The following is a 16,174-nucleotide window of genomic DNA, read 5'->3' on the forward strand; positions in this document are numbered from 1 at the left end:
GCTTCCGGCCGGCGATCCACGCTCCGGCCCGGTGGTGGTCGGCTCGATGATCGACGAGGCGCCGGCCAAGCACGTCGTAGCCCTGATCGAGGACGCGATCGGCAAGGGCGCAGTCAAGCTCTCTGGCGCCGAGCGCAAGGGCACGATCGTCCCGGCAACGGTGCTCGACCGCGTCGTGCCCGGCATGCGGATCTACACGGAGGAGAGCTTTGGTCCCGTCGTCTCAGTGATCCGCGCCAACGGCGTGGACGAAGCCGTGCGGCTCGCCAACGACACCGAATACGGCCTCTCGGCAGCGGTGTTCGGCCGCGACGTCGCGCGTGCGTTGACGGTGGCGCAGCGCATCGAAAGCGGCATTTGCCACGTCAACGGCCCGACCGTGCATGACGAGGCGCAGATGCCGTTCGGCGGCGTGAAGGGATCCGGCTACGGCCGCTTCGGCGGCCAGGCGGGGATCGCCGAGTTCACCGACCTGCGCTGGATCACGATCGAGACGCAACCTCAGCACTATCCCTTCTGACAGCGTTTGAAGCGAAGCACCCAAGGACATCTGCCTATGAACTCGAAATTGCTCACGGTTCGGGAAGCGACCCTCGGCGTGCTTCGCTCCTTCGGCGTCGATCGCGTCTTCGGCAATCCCGGGTCGACCGAGCTTGCCTTCCTGGGCGACTGGCCCGACGACATCGACTACGTGCTCGGCTTGCAGGAAGGCTGCGTGGTGGGCATGGCAGACGGCTATGCGCAGGCGACGGGCCGGCCGTCCTTCGTCAATCTGCACTCGGCGGCTGGGCTCGGCCATGCGCTCGGCAATCTCTTCACGGCGTTTCGCAACAAGACGCCGATGGTCGTGACGGCGGGGCAGCAGGCGCGCAGCCTGCTGCGGATGCGGCCCTATCTCTTCGCCGAGGATGCCGAACTGTTTCCCAAACCCTATGTGAAATGGAGTGTTGAGCCCGCGCGCGCCGAGGACGTCCCCGCAGCCATCGCCCAGGCCTTCCTCACCGCCATGCAGCATCCGCGCGGCCCGACCTTCGTGTCGGTGCCGTCGGATGATTGGACGCGTCCTGCGTCGATACCGCCGATCCGCCATATCGCGACTGAGTTTGCGCCGGATCCTGCGGCCATCGTCCGCCTGGGCTCAGCGATTGCAGCGGCCAAGAGACCGGCGTTCGTCGTCGGCCCCGAGGTCGACCGCAACGGTTGTGTTGCGACGATGGTTGCTGTTACCGAGCGGGCGAGGGCGGCCGTGTGGACGAGCCCGATGTCGAGCCGTGCGAGCTTCCCGGAACTGCATGCCCAGTTTGCTGGATTCCTTCCCGCTGTGCCGGGCGGCCTCGCCGGCACCCTGCGCGAGGCCGATCTGATCGTGGTGTTCGGCGCGCCCGTATTCACCTTCCATGTCGAGGGGCAATGCGATTTGCTCGATGACGAAACTCCGGTTTGGCAGATCACCGACGATCCGACCGAAGCCGCGTCCGCCGCAGTCGGCGATACCATCATCGCAACATTGCCCAAGGCGCTTGATGCGCTTCTGTCGGTGCTGCCCGACCGCATCGACCGTGTACTGCCCGTAATGCGCGTCAGGCCCGCCGCTCCTGCGCCCGCAAACCCGATCCCTCCCGGCTACGCGCTGAGCCGTCTTTCCGCGCTGCTGCCACAAGACGCGATCGTGGTGGAGGAAGCGCCGTCGCATCGACCGGCCATCCAGCAATTCCTGCCCATGCGGGGGGCGGACAGTTTCTACACGATGGCGAGCGGCGGGCTTGGCTACAGCCTGCCGGCCTCCGTGGGCGTGGCGCTGGCGCGGCCGGACCAGCGCATCGTGTGCCTGATCGGCGACGGATCAGCTATGTATTGCATCCAGGCGATCTGGACCGCGGCGCAACGCGGGCTGCCCATCATGTTTGTGGTGATGAATAATTCCGGCTACGGCGCGATGCGCGCGTTCAGCAGGATCATGCAGGCACACCGTCCGCCCGGCATTGATCTGCCCGGTCTCGACTTCGTTGCCCTCGCCAAGGGACTTGGCTGTCCGGGCAAGCGCGTGACGGAGGCCGCCCAACTTGACCTGATCCTCAGTGAAGCATTGGCGGTGAAAGGACCTACGCTGGTCGATATCGCCGTTGATGAGACGACGACGGATCTTTTCAATCCGCCGAAGGGATGACCGGATCAAGGGTCGACCGGTTCGGCCCTCGGCAATCTCCCGAGTGGGATGTGTACCATTCGGTTCCATTTACTTCCCCTGCGCCCCTCGCTAAATCCAACAAAGAGGCTCTGTTCGCCGCGATCGCGATCCGCAACTCGGAAAAATGCGGCGGGGGTTCGAGAATGCGTCTCCGCTGGGCGAGAAGCGACTCACGGCTCTAGCGAGCGAAAGCCGATTCTGATGACGACGGTCGCGATGGTGCTCGGCGTCGCGCCGTTGGTCACGGCGAACGGCGCAGGCGCGGTGTCCGGCTCCAACATGAGTATTGTGATCGCCACCGGCCTTTCGATTGGGACACTACTTACTCTATTCGTTGTGCCCATCGCTTTATGCAATGATCGCACATCGTGGTGAGGTAGCGACTGGCACGGAGAAACGGTGAACGCGGAGCGATCGTAAAACAGAGCTTGCGAACAAAGGGCGTCGACCACTGGACGACAGTCTGCAGTGACCCCTGCCTCAATTGTTTTCTTTGATCAATTAGCAAGCGATATCGTCACGCGCCTGACCGAAGTGAGCCGCGCGCCCGAGCAGACGCATTGAAAGAACGCATGATGGCGGTCGGAAATATCCCCGCTTCCGTGTCGCCCGAAGCGTTCGGGGAACGCGCGCGCGATGACTCCAGGCGGTTTGGGACCATCATTTGGGAGCCCGGAATCACGCTCGGCAACAACTAGTGCCGAGCGTGCAAATTCCAGAAGTGAAGCCGATGCCCGTTCCGTGGTTCAGGGGACTGGCAACATTGACACAAGGTTGGGTGTTCGATAATCGAACAGTGGTATTTGTCCTGACTAAAGCCGTTCTGGAGTCAGCAGCCCGCGTCATGCCACCGCTCAAGTCGGATCCCGACGATAAAGAGTTCATGACGACGCTCGCCAAGGGCCTGTCTGTACTCGGCGCGTTCGGCCGCCAACGGCCAACCATGACATTGACGGAAGCGGCCGAGATTGCGGATCTCTCCCGCGCCACCGCGCGTCGAGTGCTGCGGACGCTGACGTTGCTCGGTTATGTCGAGCAGGACGGCCGCAGCTTCGCGCTCGCGCCAAAGATCCTCGATCTCGGTTTCGCGTATCTCTCGACGCAGAGCTGGATTGATCGCGCGACGCCGATGATGCGCGAATTGAGCGAGCGGCTCGGCGAATCCTGCTCGGCGGCGACCCTGCAGGGCAACGATATCGTCTACGTCGCGCGCATTCCCGGGCGACGCATCATGTCGGCGACGCTCTCCGTTGGCAGCCGCCTGCCGGCGCTGCACACCGCGCTCGGACGGATCATGTTCGGCTTTCTCGACGAAGCCGAGATCTGGCGACGGCTGAAGTCGCAGCGAATCGAGGCTTACACACCGCAGACCATCACCGATCTTCAGGCGCTCTACGATCGCATCTGCGCCGATCGTGCCCAGAGCTTCTCCATCGCCGACGAGGAGCTCGAACGTGGCTTGCGTGCGCTTGCGGTGCCTGTGCTTGATCGCAGCGGTCAGGCGGTTGGCGCCATCAACCTTTCGACCCATGCGACGCGCACGACGCGCAACGAGATGCGTCAGCATTTTCTGCCGGAGCTCAAGCGGATCGCCGAGCAAGTCTCCTCGATGACAATCTGACGTCGCCTCTCTGACTTCTTCTCTCAAGGTTCCTTGCCAAGCAGCGTCGCCAGCCGTATCGTCCTGCCAAGTTCGAAATACGGACACTTGTTCGATAATCGAACAAGACGTGAGGGATGAAACGATGGCAGGCAAGGTGCAGACGGCGGCGTCAGTGCTGCCGGAGGACACGGGCAACGTGAAGGTCACGCGCCCGCAGACCGGCGCGGAATATCTGGACTCACTGCGCGATGGTCGCGCCGTCTACATCTACGGCGAGCGGGTCAAGGACGTCACCACGCACCCCGCCTTCCGCAATACCGCGCGCATGGTTGCTCGCCTCTACGATGCGCTGCACGACGACAAGCACAAGGACAAGCTTCTGCTTCCGACCGACACCGGCAATGGCGGCATGACGCATGCCTTCTTCAAGGCGCCGAAGTCGATGCAGGATCTGATCGCTGGCCGTAATGCGATCGCCGAATGGGCCAAGATCACCTACGGCTGGATGGGGCGCGCGCCTGACTACAAGGCCGCATTCCTCGCGACGCTGGGCGCGAACTCCGACTTCTACGATCCGTATCAGGACAACGCGAAGCGCTGGTACAAATTCAGCCAGGAGCGCGTGCCGTTCATCAATCACGCCATCATCCATCCGCCGGTCGACCGCGACCGTCCGCCGAACGAGGTCGCCGACGTCTGCTGCCATGTCGAGAAAGAAACCGACGCCGGGCTGATCGTTTCGGGCGCGAAAGTGGTGGCGACGGGATCGGTGCTGACCAACTTCACCTTCGTCGCTCATCACGGGCTCATCCCGCTGCAGGACAAGAAGTTTGCCGCCGTATTCATGGTCCCGACCAATGCGCCCGGCGTCAAATTCATCTGCCGCACCTCCTATGAGATGAGCGCAAGCGTGATGGGGAGTCCGTTCGACTATCCGATCTCGAGCCGGCTCGACGAGAACGACGCCGTGTTCATCATGGATAAGGTGCTGGTGCCCTGGGAGAACGTCTTCGTCTATGGCGACATCGAGAAGGCGAATAACTTCTTCCCGCGCACCGGCTTCCTGCCGCGCTTTGTGGTGCACGGTTGCACGCGGCTCGCGGTCAAGCTCGATTTCATCAGTGGGTTGTTGCTGAAGGCAACGGAAGCCGCCGGCACCAAGGACTATCGCGGCGTGCAGGCCAATGTCGGTGAGGTCATTGCCTGGCGCAATCTGTTCTGGAGTCTGTCGGATGCGATGGTGCGGGATCCCAAGCCGTGGATCGGTGATTACGTGTTGCCGAACATGGATCCCGGCAATGCCTACCAGATCATCGCCACCATGGCCTACACCAAGGTCAAATATCTGATCGAGCAGACCGTTGCCTCCGGTCTGATTTATCTCAACAGCCATTCAAGCGACTTCAAGAACGACGAGATCCGTCCCTATCTCGACCGCTACCTGCGCGGCTCCAACGGTTACAAGGCCGAAGAGCGTGTCAAGCTGCTCAAGCTTCTATGGGACTGCATCGGCAGTGAGTTCGGCGGGCGCCACGAGCTTTACGAGATCAACTATGGCGGCTCGACCGAAGAGATTCGTCGCTACTGCCTGTTCGGCGCACAGGCTTCCGGCAATGCCGACCGCTTCAAGGGCTTTGCCGAGGATTGTATGGCCGAATACGACCTCGATGGCTGGAAGGTGCCTGATCTCACCGATCCTGGAGAACTCAGCTATCACATGTTGAAGCGGTGACCGATATGCCGGAGCAACTCATAGGCTGCTCTGGCACGGCTGCCCGCGGCGACGTCGCGCGAGACGTCCGGGGCAATTCGAGTCGTCTACCGACGCCACTGGCCGGAAGTCATGCAGCAGTACGGCGGGCCGGGGGACGCTCTTTCGGCAGGGCCGGACGGGAACGCCCGGCGAGCTCGATGGCTTCTGCTTCACCAATTCCGGTCGCACACAGCAGCCGCACGACAGTCTCCTGGATCACCGACGGCGGGAGATCACCGTGAGTCACCGCAAGGCTGACGCCGACAATGGAGTAGGTGGCCATCTTCCACGTCAGTGGCCCGTCAGCGACCTTGAACCTTCCCGCCTTGGTGGCGTTCTCGAGGTCGCGAATGGCAAATGGGCCCATGCAGCGAAACATTGCGTCCGCAATGACCTCAGCACGGTTCAAGAGCTGCTTCCAACGGATGTCACCGGTCGCAGCTTCCATAACTGTACGGACGCCGAAAGCGTAAACCTGGGCCGGGTCAGTGAACGTGTCGGTCACTGCCTCGATACGGAGCGCAAGGTTGTGCATGACGCGCTCCATCACGGCGATGGCGAGCTCGTCCTTCGACTTGAAGTAGCTGTAGACAGTGCCGGCTCCGACATCGGCGAGATCAGCGATCTCCTGCATCGTCGCGGCATCAATGCCTTTTTCCGAGATGACACGATAACCAGCGTCGACCAGCGCTTCACGATTGCGAAGCTGCCGTTGAGCCACGCGCCCTCTTGGCTTTTCTCGCAGCAAGTCCAAGAAAAATCTCCTTTAGATTCAAAGGAATATGATTGCGATAGGCCCGAAAGTCAATTTCGATCAATGTTCGAAGTCGAACTTAGGAGATAACAGAGTAAGAATCATTATTGACAGTAATTCGAAACTGAATGACATTCAGTTTCAATAACCCCTTTTGGGAGGATGCTATGAACATGCACACGCCTGCGCGAATGGCCGAGGCTGACGCAAAGCGCATTGCTGAGGGCCTCCTTCCCGAGTTGCGCACACGCGCACTTCTCGCGGATGAAATGCGCAAAGTGCCGCCCGAAAATATCGAGCTCCTCAAGAAGAGCGGGCTACTGCAGACGCTTCAGGCTGCGGTGTGCGGCGGGCAAGAGCTCAGCATGCGCGCGCATGTTGACGTCATCTCCACCATCGCGAAGGGCTGCAACGCGACGGCCTGGGTGCTCGGTGTCTATCAGGCGCATAGCTGGATGCTCGGTCATATCAACGAGCAAGCCCAGCGCGATGTCTATGGCGATACCGGCGAGCAGGCTGTTGCGGCCGTGATCGGGCCGCGCGGCAGGGCAACCCGTAAGGCCGATGGAAGCTATGTTCTGAGTGGATTCTGGCCGTTCGCGTCCGGAAACGCTGCGGCGGATTGGCTACTCCTCGGCAGCGAAATCTTCGATGAGCAGGGAAACAAGCTCGACGAAGGCGACCTGCTTGTCCCCAAGCGCGATCTCGAGGTGTTGGACGACTGGTTCGTTGCAGGTCTGCAGGGCACAGGCAGTTGCTCGGTCAAATGCACGAACCTCGCAATTCCGTCGCATCGCTTTTTGTCATTGACCGCGCTGCTGGAAAACCAGACGACGCCTTACACAGATCCGAACGCGCCAAGCGTGTTCAAGTCGCAGGCAGGGCCGGTTCTGGGCCTCTGCATCGCGAGCGGAGCGACCGGCGTTGCGAGGGGCGCACTGGAAGAATTCCTGAAAGTCGTGCCGGGCAAGAAGGTCATGTATACGGCCCACATCTCGCACGAATGGCAACCACTCCAGCGCGTCCTCGGCGAGGCGGCTTCCAAGATCCACGCTGCCGAGCTCGTGCTCTATCGTATTGCCGACGACATCGACGAGTACGCGAAGCGCGGCGAGAAGATGCCGATGAGTGTGCGCGGCCGAATTCGCATGGACATCGCGCTTGTGCCAAAGCTTTGCCGCGATGCGATCTTCGATCTTCTTACGATCGGTGGCGCATCCGGTCTTTCTTTGAAGAGCCCGATTCAGCGGGCAGCGCGCAACCTTCAGGCGACCTGTATGCACGGCTTCCTTCTCTATGACTCCGGCGCGGAAATCTACGGCAAGATCTTGCTGGGCCTCGACCCCGGCACCCCTGTGATCTGAAGGAGATGACCATGCCCTTGCAGCATCCCGCAGCCGATGTCCGCGAGTTGCAGCCGGTGGCCAGTCAGCACTTCGTCCAGGCGATGGGACAGCACGTCTCGTCGGTCTGCGTGATCACCACATCCCACGACGGGGGCGACTTCGGACTCACGGCGACGGCTGTCAGCTCCGTATGCGCTTCGCCGCCGCGCCTGCTGGTTTGTGTCAACAAGACCGGCACGACGCAGGACAAGATCGCAGCCGCCGGCGTGTTTTGCGTCAATGTGCTCACCGAGGACCAGGAGCCCATCGCCAAGGGCTTCGCAGGCATGCTGGGAAAAGAGTTCGACAAGTTCTCCCTCGGCGCCTGGTCGACTCTTGCGACCGGTAGCCCCGTGCTGAAGGGAGCTTCCGCGTCGTTCGACTGCAAGCTCGTAAGCGATCTCGATCAATTTTCCCACTCCATCTTCATAGGAGAGGTGGTGGGCGTCTCCACGTATTCCGGAAAGGATGCGCTGCTCTATGGCGCGCGTCGCTTCCGGGCGTTGCGGAAGGTGTTCAGCGCCGACAATTCGGCTGATCTGGAAGCCCTTCACTTCTGGTGAAGGAAAGAAAACCTAAGAAAGCGCAGGGAGGGAAAAATGACAAAACGGACCGGAATCAATCGACGTAAAGTCATCAAAGGGGCGTCGGCACTCTTGGCTATGCCGGCGCTGTTCAAAGTCACTCAGGCTTCGGCGCAGACGCCGGTCTTCAAGGTCGGATACGTATCGCCGCAAACCGGTCCGCTCGCAGGATTCGCGGAGGCCGACAGCTACATCCTCGGTGGCGTGCGAAAGGCCCTCGCCGGAGTTAAAAGCAACGGTAAGGCGCTCGACATCCAAATCATCGCCAAAGATTCGCAGTCGAGCTCAAATCGCGCAGCAGAGGTGGCAACTGAGCTGATCGAAAAGGACAAGGTCAACCTACTGCTCGCGACCGGTGCGCCCGACAATACCAACCCGGTTGCTGACCAGGCCGAGTTGAGCGAAGTGCCGTGCGTCACGTCGATCTCTCCGTGGCAGCCGTATTTCTTCGGCCGCAATGGCGATCCCGCTAAGGGCTTCAAATGGACGTATCACTTCTTCTGGGGCCTCGAGGACGTGATTGCGAACTATCTTGGCGTTTGGAAGCAAGCCGGATTGAAGCCCGGAAAGATTGGTGGGCTCTTCCCCAACGATGCCGATGGGAACGCCTGGGGCGACAAGGAGCGCGGTTTCGCGAAGCCGCTCGCGGCCGCCGGCTATTCGATTGTCGATCCCGGTCGCTATCAGGTGATGAACAACGATTTCACTGCCCAGATCACGGCCTTCAAGGAGGCCGGATGCGAGATCGTGACCGGCAACATGATCCCGCCGGACTTCGCCACGTTCTGGTCGCAAGCGGCACAGCAGGGCTTCAAGCCCAAGGTTGTCACTATCGGCAAGGCACTTCTTTTCCCGTCCGTGATCGGATCTCTGGGCGATCGCGGCGACGGTCTGACGACCGAGATCTGGTGGTCGCCCAGTCATCCCTTCACGTCGAGCCTCACCGGAGAGTCGGCCAAGGTCATTGCTGACGGGTTTACCGCGGCCAGCGGCAAACAGTGGACACAGCCGATTGGCTTTAACCACGCACTGTTTGAAGTTGCTGCTGACGTGATCAAGCGCACGGCCGACCTTTCCGACTCTAACGCGGTGCTCGACGCCATCGTCAAGACGAACGTCGATACCGTGGTCGGTCCGATCGCCTGGAAAGGGCAACCCGTCAGAAACGTCGTGCGCACCCCGCTCGTCGGTGGCCAATGGCAGAAGATCAACGGCCGTAACGAACTGATCATCACCTACAACGGTGAGGCGACCCAGATCCCCGTGGGCGGCAAGCTCAAGTTGATCGGTTAGTCCTCCAAACAATAGGGGGCGGGCGATGAGCCCGCCCGATCATCGTCGATGGCGCTGCTTTCGATCAAAGGTCTCAGTAAGCGATTTGGTGCGCTGGTTGTCACCGATAACCTCTCCTTCGACGTGAGCGAAGGGGAGATCGTCGGCATTCTCGGCCCGAATGGGGCAGGGAAGACCACGCTCTTCAACCTGATCGCGGGGACCATCCGCTCAGACGCGGGCGAGATCCTGTTCAACGGTGCGAACGTGGCCGGGACAGGCGTCGCCGAGCGCTGCAGGCTTGGCATCTCCCGATCGTTCCAGGTGCCGCATCCGTTCACCGGCATGTCCGTCTTTGAGAACGTGCTGGTTGGGGCAACCTTCGGTCGGTCGGGCGATGACCGGTTTGAGTATGCTTTTCGAGCGCTCGACATCGCTGGGCTGAAGCAAAAGGCCAATCTTCTGGCTGGATCGCTTCCCTTGCTGGATCGCAAGCGCCTGGAGATGGCCCGCGCGCTGGCGACCGAACCCCGGCTTCTCTTGCTGGACGAAATCGCCGGCGGCTTGACGGAGCGCGAATGTCACGAGCTTCTCTCCGCCATCCGGGACGTCCATTCGGCAGGCGTCACCATCGTCTGGATCGAGCATGTCGTTCACGCCTTGCTGTCGGTTGCCGAACGGTTGGTCGTCGTGAATTTCGGCAGGCTCATTGCCGACGGCAAGCCGGACGACGTGATGAAAAGCCGGGAGGTGAAGTCCATCTACCTCGGGGAGGACGTCAATGTCTGACGCTCTGCTGGAAATCCGGGATCTCGATGCTTTCTATGGCGATGCGCAAGCGCTGTTTTCGCTGTCGCTGACATTGAATCGAGGCGAGATGCTCGCGCTGATCGGCGCGAACGGTGCCGGCAAGAGCACCTTGCTCAAGTCGATTGCCGGCCTGGTCGCCAACAAGCGAGGCGAGATCAATTTCCAGGGACGGAGCATTGTCGGGCGCCACGCCTTCGAAATCGTGGCCGAGGGGATTGCCTTGGTTCCCGAGGGACGAAAGCTGTTCACGTCGCTCTCGGTCGAGGAAAACCTCCGACTCGGCGGCAAGGTCAGGCGGCCCGGAATCTGGGGCCTTGATGCGATCTATGAGCTTTTTCCGGTATTGATAGACAAGCGGAACGTGCCGGCAACCCTGCTATCCGGTGGCCAGCAGCAGATGGTCGCGATAGGCCGCGCATTGATGTCGAATCCGGAGCTGCTCTTGATTGACGAGTTGAGCCTCGGTCTTGCGCCGCTCGTCATCAAGGACATCTACGATCTGCTGCCGAAGATCGTTCAGAACGGGCTCTCGGCAATCTTGGTCGAGCAGGACGTGACACGCGCGCTTCGTGCGGCGAGCCGGTTCATGTGCATTCTCGAAGGACGAGTCTCGCTGGAGGGAAGGCCTGCCGACTTCAGCCGCGATCAAGTCACTGCAGCCTATTTCGGAACCTGAACGATGGATTGGGTTAACGGCATCGTGCAGGGCGTGCTCGTCGGCGGGCTCTTCGCTCTGTTCGCCACAGGGCTGTCACTCATCTTCGGCGTGATGCGAATCGTGAACGTCGCACATGGCGACATGATCATCGCGTCCGCCTATCTCGCCTTCACGATCATACAGCTGTCCGGTCTGCATCCGCTCGTAAGCCTGCTGATCGTGATCCCGATCGCGAGCCTTGTCGGCTATCTCCTGCAGACCGCCATCCTCAACCGGACGCTCGGCAACGATATCCTGCCACCACTGCTCGTTACGTTCGGGCTGTCGATCATCGTTCAGAACGGGCTGCTTGAGGTCTACAGCGCCGATAGCCGCAGGCTCGCTGCAGGCCCGATCGAAACAGGAAGCTTCCCCTTGGCTCACGGGATCGACATCGGATACCTCCCGCTCCTGACTTTCTTGACGGCGGTCGTCGTCGTTGCCGGTCTCCAGTTCGTGTTCTACCGGACCGAGCTTGGTCGATCTTTCCGCGCGGTGTCCGACGATCCGGAGACGTCGCAGCTGATGGGTCTGGACAACCGCAAGGTCAACGGCCTTGCCATGGCTCTCTGCCTTGCCGTGGTCGCGATTGCCGGCGTCTTCCTGGCAACCCGATCGAACTTCGATCCCTTCATGGGGCCCAGTCGGCTGATTTTCGGTTTCGAGGCGGTGATTATTGGTGGTCTCGGAAACTTGTGGGGCACGCTGGTCGGGGGTGTGATCCTGGGTGTCGCGCAGGCGATCGGTGCGCAGATCGATCCGGGTTGGCAGCTGCTGGCCGGACACATTGCATTCCTCGTCATCCTTGCCATCAGGCCTCAGGGTCTGTTTCCAAGAGGGGTGCGGTGATGCTCAAGGTGACCCGTGCAACGACGGCAAGCCGTCTCGCTCTCGTCGGTGCCATCGTGCTCGTGATCGTGCTTGCCGCCGCTCCCTATTGGGGATCGACAGCCAGTCTGCGCTTGCTCGGCGAGATCATGGTGTATCTGGCTCTCGCCAGTCTCTGGAATTTGCTCGCCGGCTTCACTGGGCTCGTCTCGATCGGACAGCAGGCCTATGTCGGCTTCGGCGGCTACATGCTGTTCTCGATCTGCATCTCTCTCGGATGGAATCCACTCTATGCAATTCTAATCGCGGGTCTCGTTGCCGCGCCGATATCCGCCCTGGTGGCCGTCCTCGTCTTTCGACTGAACGGTGCATATTTTGCGATCGGTACTTGGGTCGTTGCCGAAGTGTTTCGTCTGGGGTTCGCGCAGATGTCGTCGCTGGGCGGCGGATCCGGACTCAGCCTGCCGATCACGGTGATGAGGGACATGGCGAGCACCAAAGCCGAGCGGGAGGCCCTGATCTATTGGGCTGCGCTCCTGCTCGGCGCCGGCTCGGTTACGATCGTCTATCTCCTGCTTCGCTCCCGAATCGGACTGGCCCTCACCGCGATCCGCGACAGCGAAGTCGCGTCGTCCAGCCTCGGTGTGTCCATCACGCGCGTGAAGCTGCTGGTCTACGTCGCCGTCGCTGCCGCGACCGCGATGGTCGGCGCTCTCGTCTTCATGCAGAAGCTGCGAATTGCGCCTAACGCTGCGTTCAGCGTGACCGACTGGACCGCCTTCGTCATCTTCATGGTGGTCATCGGGGGCATCGGAACGATCGAGGGTCCGCTCATCGGGACGCTGCTCTATTTCGTTCTGCGGCAATTCTTGGCGGACTTCGGCTCCATCTATCTCATCGTCCTCGGCGGATTGGCCATCTTCATCATGATGGTTGCCCCACAGGGGATTTGGGGCTTCCTCGCCAATCGCTGGGGTCTATCGCTGTTCCCGGTCGGCTATCGCGTGAAGTTGCAGGCGATGCCTGCTCAGAACAATGGGAAGGAAAACGAGTATGTCGGGCGCAATCAGGCACATCGTGATGTGGCGGCTGCGCGGCGAAACCGCTGACGAGCGGGTTGCTGCGCGGACCAAGGTCAAAACCCTGTTCGAGGGCCTGAAGGGGCGTATCGACGGGCTCACCTATATCGAAGTCGGCGTTGACGTCAGCGATGTCGACTATGCCTGCGACGTTGTCCTGTTTTCCGAGTTCCGGGACAGTGCCGCGCTCCAGGCGTATGCGACCGATCCCGAGCATCTGCGCGTCCGCGAGGAGCTCGGTGACCTGCGGATCGGCCGTTTTCAGGTCGACTACCCCATCAAAGAAGCGGGCATCTGACCGCTTCATTTCGTCTGAGAGCAGAGTTGACGGAGATCTCATGCGTAACTTCAACGAGAACATCATCACGGATGCCGTACTGGAGCGTATCAAAGGTGCGTCCGATTTGCGCATCAAGCAGGTGAGCGAGGCGCTGGTCCGCCACCTGCATGCTTTCGTGCGTGAAATCCGCCCGACACAGAACGAATGGGAATTCGGCATCGAATTTCTCACCCGGACCGGCCATATGTGCGACGACAAGCGGCAGGAATTCATCCTGTTGTCGGATACGCTCGGCGTCTCCATGCTGGTCGACGCAATCAACCACCCGACCTCGGAAGGTGCAACTGAGACGACGGTCCTGGGTCCGTTCTTCGTTCAGGCGGCACCCGAGAAGCAGAACGGCGACGACATCTCGGGGATCATGGAGGGCGATCCCCTCCTTGTCACCGGCTCGGTCTCGACCGTCGACGGCCGGCCGCTTCCAGGCGCCGTGGTGGATGTCTGGCACTCTGACGATGACGGCTATTATGACGTTCAACAGCTCGACAAGATTGGCGACCTCGCCATGCGAGCGCGCTTCCGGGCTGACGACAATGGGCGCTTTCACTTCTGGTCCATCAAGCCTGCGCCTTATCCCATTCCTCACGACGGCCCGGTCGGGGACATGCTGGAAGCGCAGGGGCGGCATCCCTGGCGTCCTGCCCACGTGCATTTCATGATTTCTGCTCCTGGTTTCGAGCAACTCGTGACGCACGTTTTCGTGGCAGGAGACAAGTACCTCGACTCCGACGTGGTGTTTGGTGTGAAGGACAGCTTGATCCGTACATTCGAGCAATGTCCGCCTGGCAAAGCTCAGGACGGCCGCGTGACGGACAAGGGGTATTTTCATCTCAACTACCACTTCGGGCTCAGGCAGGTGCCATATGGTGCTCGCCGTGTCTGACCGCGATCACCGGCGATAGAGGGCAGGTGAACGCCGACAGTCAGGATTGGCGAACTCGTTCGTCGCGCTGCTGGCCGCCCGCCTGGTCATGGGATTGGCGGAGGGCCGGTATTGCCTCTCGCCCCATCGATCATGCTGGCGGAATCGTCGGAGCATCGACGCGGCTTCAATGTAAGGCAGGCGGGCGCGCATGACGGTGACAAAGCCCTTGACGACGTTTTTGGCGCGAAGCGCCCGTCAAGAACTCCTCGAACTTTTTTCCTTCGAGCACCTTGGCGATGCTGAAAGCGCGGTCCAGCTCCCGCTTCAGCTTGTGCAGTTCCTTGATCTCGGGCTCCGAAATTGTTTTGGGCAGCGGTCCTTGCGGTCAGAAGTTCCGGCGTGCCCCTGACTTCATAGTGCTGTCGCCTCGGCTGGCGATACGCGCGCACTACGGGTCCCTGGCTGGGGATGTTGTCGACGATGCCTTCGGCTTCGTGGTGCCGCAGCGCTCGCGCACCGGCGGTCCTGCTAACTCCGGTCCAGGAGCAGAGCTCGTTCTCCTTCAACCGCTCGCCGGGCTCAAAGCGACCGCCGATGTTTGCGGTTCGCAGATTGCTTGCCACCTGGTGCCTGAGCGGTGCAGCCGTGACCGGCACGCGCTGGACTTTGGAGCTCTTTACCCAGTACGCCTTGTGGATGCGGAAAATTCAATCGCACGAATCAGATGGTTGTCCGACTAGCTCGCAACGGAGACGGGCGTTCGGGACCCGCGCAAGGTATACTACCGTAATATGCTCAAGACGCGCAATCTTGGGAAAGCGTAAATCGAACGGATGTGTACCATTCGGTTCCATTTACTTCAGGCGACTTCTTCGCTAGGTCCTTTGCGCGCACGGGTCCCTCTCCATGAGGCCGGTCCCGCGAACGTAGTTGAGGTGCACGAGTGGAGAAGGTCACAAGGGCGAAGGCTCCCCAGCGCGCCGTCCGAACTGGGCGTCCTCCCAAGGAGTTGGCCGCCGAAGTCGACGAACGGATTCTCAACGCTGCGCGTGAGCTGTTCTTGGCACGAGGGCTCGCCGGCGTCAGTGTCGCGGAAATTGCAGGCCTTGCTCATGCGAGCAAGGGAACGATCTACGCGCGATTTCCCACCAAGGAGGCTCTGTTCACTGCGATCGCGATCCGCACCTCGGAAAAGGTGCGGCACGGATTCGAGAACGCGTCGTCGCTGGGCGATACCATCGATGAGCGGCTCACGGCTCTGGCGAGCGAGATCCTCAAGCACGTGCTCGCTACCGACAGCATCGATTTCATGCGGCTGGCCGCTGCCGAAGCGCGCCGCTTTCCCGATCTGGCCAAGGTTGGTCGCATGATGCGCGAGCGCGGCACCCATCACGCCGCCACCGTCTTGCGGGATGTGGCCCAGTCGACGCAGGACAGGTTGCGTGCCGCCTTCGCGCCGGAACGGCTGCCCAGAACCGCACAGTTCTTCCTCGACCTCGCGGTCGCGCCGCTGCTGCTGCGGGCGGTGATGGGCGAGGATCCCAAGTCGCTGAGACCGCAGATCCGCACCCATGTGGCGGAGAGTGTTGCGTTCTTTTTGGCCGCCTGCCGCAGCGGCGGGGCTGGCTGAGAGCGAGCGGCTACGCTCGTCGTCATCGAACGCGATAGGCTTCAATATCCTGGCGGCGGGAATGATTGTCCTGCGCCGATGCGGCAGGCCGTCGTCAGCCGCGGCGATGCACGCCTCTCTCATGTTTCTGCCCAGCAATAGAACTTCACGGTACGGTTATTTGACAGAACGGACCGTCGACTTTATCGATACTGAACCGTACGGTTCGATTATTGGGGCGAAAGAGTTAAGTCTTGAGAGGACAGGGGAATTTCGCGGGGCTGCGAACCGAGAGCTGCGTTCGTGTGTCAATGGCCGGGCGTGCGCGGCTTTTGGCCGGCGTTGCCGTGCCGGCCATTCTGCTCGCCTCTTGCGCGGTCGGGCCGAATTTTGCCGCGCCCGACGCT

16 protein-coding genes and 1 pseudogene are annotated in these 16,174 nt (G+C 61.2%); 15 read left to right on the forward strand and 2 right to left on the reverse strand.

Going from position 1 to position 16,174, the window contains the following annotated elements; translation table 11 throughout:
* The 5 genes and pseudogenes from MOV75_RS08365 to MOV75_RS08385 form a co-directional block, all read left to right on the forward strand.
* A partial coding sequence (locus MOV75_RS08365; RefSeq protein WP_247005324.1) for an aldehyde dehydrogenase family protein occupies nt 1–520 on the forward strand: 520 nt, incomplete at its 5' end.
* Nucleotides 521–556: 36 nt separating this feature from the next.
* Nucleotides 557–2,167: a benzoylformate decarboxylase gene (gene mdlC / locus MOV75_RS08370; RefSeq protein ID WP_247005325.1), complete on the forward strand. Its 1,611-nt coding sequence runs from the start codon at nt 557–559 to the stop codon at nt 2,165–2,167.
* 210 nt (nt 2,168–2,377) lie between these two features.
* Nucleotides 2,378–2,591: pseudogene (locus MOV75_RS08375) on the forward strand (efflux RND transporter permease subunit); the annotation flags it as partial.
* Between the two features lie 441 nt (nt 2,592–3,032).
* Entirely contained in the window at nt 3,033–3,809 is a 777-nt protein-coding gene (locus MOV75_RS08380) for an IclR family transcriptional regulator C-terminal domain-containing protein (protein WP_247005326.1), read from the forward strand.
* 124 nt (nt 3,810–3,933) lie between these two features.
* Nucleotides 3,934–5,523 (forward strand): 4-hydroxyphenylacetate 3-hydroxylase N-terminal domain-containing protein, encoded by a 1,590-nt coding sequence (locus tag MOV75_RS08385; protein ID WP_247005327.1) that lies wholly within the window; start codon nt 3,934–3,936, stop codon nt 5,521–5,523.
* Between the two features lie 109 nt (nt 5,524–5,632).
* Here the strand turns inward: MOV75_RS08385 and MOV75_RS08390 are convergent, their stop codons facing one another.
* The gene (locus tag MOV75_RS08390; RefSeq protein WP_247005328.1) at nt 5,633–6,298 is read right to left on the reverse strand and encodes a TetR/AcrR family transcriptional regulator; all 666 of its coding nucleotides are present in this window, start codon (nt 6,296–6,298) and stop codon (nt 5,633–5,635) included.
* Nucleotides 6,299–6,465: 167 nt separating this feature from the next.
* Between MOV75_RS08390 and MOV75_RS08395 the strand changes: the two genes are divergently transcribed.
* From MOV75_RS08395 to MOV75_RS08435, 9 genes are read left to right on the forward strand one after another with little or no spacing between them, the layout of a single operon-like run.
* The gene (locus MOV75_RS08395) at nt 6,466–7,662 is read left to right on the forward strand and encodes an acyl-CoA dehydrogenase family protein (protein WP_247005329.1); all 1,197 of its coding nucleotides are present in this window, start codon (nt 6,466–6,468) and stop codon (nt 7,660–7,662) included.
* An 11-nt stretch (nt 7,663–7,673) separates the two neighbouring features.
* A complete protein-coding gene (locus MOV75_RS08400; protein ID WP_247005331.1) occupies nt 7,674–8,246 on the forward strand; it encodes a flavin reductase family protein in 573 nt (190 codons plus the stop codon).
* Nucleotides 8,247–8,282: 36 nt separating this feature from the next.
* Nucleotides 8,283–9,560, forward strand: coding sequence for an ABC transporter substrate-binding protein (locus MOV75_RS08405; protein ID WP_247005332.1), 1,278 nt, complete (start codon nt 8,283–8,285; stop codon nt 9,558–9,560).
* A 48-nt stretch (nt 9,561–9,608) separates the two neighbouring features.
* Nucleotides 9,609–10,328: an ABC transporter ATP-binding protein gene (locus MOV75_RS08410; protein ID WP_247005334.1), complete on the forward strand. Its 720-nt coding sequence runs from the start codon at nt 9,609–9,611 to the stop codon at nt 10,326–10,328.
* Nucleotides 10,321–11,025, forward strand: a complete 705-nt coding sequence (locus MOV75_RS08415; RefSeq protein ID WP_247005336.1) for an ABC transporter ATP-binding protein — start codon at nt 10,321–10,323, stop codon at nt 11,023–11,025. The genes MOV75_RS08410 and MOV75_RS08415 overlap by 8 nt, the downstream gene beginning before the upstream one ends.
* Before the next feature lie 3 nt (nt 11,026–11,028).
* Nucleotides 11,029–11,895 carry a branched-chain amino acid ABC transporter permease gene (locus MOV75_RS08420; RefSeq protein ID WP_247005339.1) on the forward strand — a complete coding sequence of 289 codons (867 nt, stop codon included), beginning with the start codon at nt 11,029–11,031 and terminating at the stop codon, nt 11,893–11,895.
* On the forward strand, nt 11,895–12,983 hold the full coding sequence (locus tag MOV75_RS08425) for a branched-chain amino acid ABC transporter permease (protein WP_247005341.1): 1,089 nt from the start codon (nt 11,895–11,897) through the stop codon (nt 12,981–12,983). The genes MOV75_RS08420 and MOV75_RS08425 overlap by 1 nt, the downstream gene beginning before the upstream one ends.
* Nucleotides 12,928–13,251 (forward strand): Dabb family protein, encoded by a 324-nt coding sequence (locus tag MOV75_RS08430; protein ID WP_247005342.1) that lies wholly within the window; start codon nt 12,928–12,930, stop codon nt 13,249–13,251. Before MOV75_RS08425 ends, MOV75_RS08430 begins: the two co-directional genes overlap by 56 nt.
* A gap of 40 nt (nt 13,252–13,291) precedes the next feature.
* Entirely contained in the window at nt 13,292–14,176 is an 885-nt protein-coding gene (locus MOV75_RS08435; RefSeq protein WP_247005344.1) for an intradiol ring-cleavage dioxygenase, read from the forward strand.
* A gap of 86 nt (nt 14,177–14,262) precedes the next feature.
* Here MOV75_RS08435 and MOV75_RS42930 read toward each other — a convergent pair whose 3' ends face one another.
* Nucleotides 14,263–14,814: a GntR family transcriptional regulator gene (locus MOV75_RS42930; protein ID WP_369010447.1), complete on the reverse strand. Its 552-nt coding sequence runs from the start codon at nt 14,812–14,814 to the stop codon at nt 14,263–14,265.
* 353 nt (nt 14,815–15,167) lie between these two features.
* On the opposite strand from MOV75_RS42930, the gene MOV75_RS08440 reads away from it, so the two are divergent.
* The gene (locus tag MOV75_RS08440; protein WP_247005346.1) at nt 15,168–15,788 is read left to right on the forward strand and encodes a TetR/AcrR family transcriptional regulator; all 621 of its coding nucleotides are present in this window, start codon (nt 15,168–15,170) and stop codon (nt 15,786–15,788) included.
* Nucleotides 15,789–16,174: the final 386 nt, after the last annotated feature.

Origin of the sequence: Bradyrhizobium sp. PRIMUS42, from assembly GCF_023006515.1 — a bacterium.
In the GTDB taxonomy this organism is placed as follows: domain Bacteria; phylum Pseudomonadota; class Alphaproteobacteria; order Rhizobiales; family Xanthobacteraceae; genus Bradyrhizobium.

Bases quoted from the DNA above. Each gene is read 5' to 3' on its own strand.
- mdlC (WP_247005325.1), top strand. From the start codon at position 557: ATGAACTCGAAATTGCTCACGGTTCGGGAAGCGACCCTCGGCGTGCTT.
- MOV75_RS08380 (WP_247005326.1), top strand. From the start codon at position 3,033: ATGCCACCGCTCAAGTCGGATCCCGACGATAAAGAGTTCATGACGACG.
- MOV75_RS08385 (WP_247005327.1), top strand. From the start codon at position 3,934: ATGGCAGGCAAGGTGCAGACGGCGGCGTCAGTGCTGCCGGAGGACACG.
- MOV75_RS08395 (WP_247005329.1), top strand. From the start codon at position 6,466: ATGAACATGCACACGCCTGCGCGAATGGCCGAGGCTGACGCAAAGCGC.
- MOV75_RS08400 (WP_247005331.1), top strand. From the start codon at position 7,674: ATGCCCTTGCAGCATCCCGCAGCCGATGTCCGCGAGTTGCAGCCGGTG.
- MOV75_RS08405 (WP_247005332.1), top strand. From the start codon at position 8,283: ATGACAAAACGGACCGGAATCAATCGACGTAAAGTCATCAAAGGGGCG.
- MOV75_RS08410 (WP_247005334.1), top strand. From the start codon at position 9,609: ATGGCGCTGCTTTCGATCAAAGGTCTCAGTAAGCGATTTGGTGCGCTG.
- MOV75_RS08415 (WP_247005336.1), top strand. From the start codon at position 10,321: ATGTCTGACGCTCTGCTGGAAATCCGGGATCTCGATGCTTTCTATGGC.
- MOV75_RS08420 (WP_247005339.1), top strand. From the start codon at position 11,029: ATGGATTGGGTTAACGGCATCGTGCAGGGCGTGCTCGTCGGCGGGCTC.
- MOV75_RS08425 (WP_247005341.1), top strand. From the start codon at position 11,895: ATGCTCAAGGTGACCCGTGCAACGACGGCAAGCCGTCTCGCTCTCGTC.
- MOV75_RS08430 (WP_247005342.1), top strand. From the start codon at position 12,928: ATGTCGGGCGCAATCAGGCACATCGTGATGTGGCGGCTGCGCGGCGAA.
- MOV75_RS08435 (WP_247005344.1), top strand. From the start codon at position 13,292: ATGCGTAACTTCAACGAGAACATCATCACGGATGCCGTACTGGAGCGT.